The 855-nt window shown below is 63.0% G+C and carries 1 protein-coding gene; it reads right to left on the minus strand.

The features are described 5' to 3' along the window. The coding region (locus RNB18_RS50670; RefSeq protein WP_311720882.1) for a DUF4433 domain-containing protein at nucleotides 1–399 on the minus strand (399 nt) is incomplete at its 3' end. Nucleotides 400–855: the final 456 nt, after the last annotated feature.

Below are 855 nucleotides of genomic sequence, written 5' to 3' on the forward strand. Positions count from 1 at the left end.
GGAGTGTGCGTAGACACGTTCGGGATCGAGGCTGGCCAGTCCTGCCGGCGATGCTCCGAACTTCGTGCCTGACGATGCGGCGTTGCCGTCGGCGATCACAACCCCCGGGGTTTCGAGCACGCTATGCGCCACTCGCAACACAACCATGGTCTCTCGCATTCCTCGGCGGTCGTACATCATCGCGTTGCGGGCATCGAAGTAGAGGTTGACGTAGTCGTGGAGTTGCATGCCGCCGGGCACCTGTTTGTCGGCTCGTCGGTCCTGGACACTTTCGTTGGCGATCGACAGGTGTGAGAGGGCTGCGGCGCGGTTGTGGCTGACGATGCCGTGTTGCAGGATCGACGCCAGGTTGGCCAGCGGCGTGATGTAGTGCAGCTCCTGTACCCGGTTGCGGTCCACTCACAGATTGTGCCGTGCGCTCATTCCTTTCCCTCGTTTCCCCTAGCTGGACTGTAGGGGCTTGGTGTGACACGACGAGGGATGTGTGGCTGTTCGGTGGGGTCGTATCGTCGTGCGTGATGCGGAGGGTTGTGTGAGCCGGCGGCTGTGTCGCAACTATTGCAGCGGACTTTAGTTGCGCGTTGTTCATCTTTTTCAGCGCTTTTGGTTGCGATAGCTGGTAGGGTCGCCGTTATGCCCACCGCACTCCCCTCCAGCTCCGGCACTGCCGCTGCTGGACTACTCGCGGCCCACGAGTTGCGCGTACGCATGGCCGAGGACCGCGCGCAGTCTTCGGACCCCGCGTGCTGGCTCCCCGAGCAATCTCAGTGCGATCTGCTCGCCAGGCAGGTGCAGGCGGTGATTGATCGGGCGATCGACGCCGCCACCGAGGTCGTCGAGCGCGAGCTTTACCGG

Origin of the sequence: Streptomyces doebereineriae (genome assembly GCF_031845645.1) — a bacterium.
Lineage (GTDB): Bacteria > Actinomycetota > Actinomycetes > Streptomycetales > Streptomycetaceae > Streptomyces > Streptomyces canus.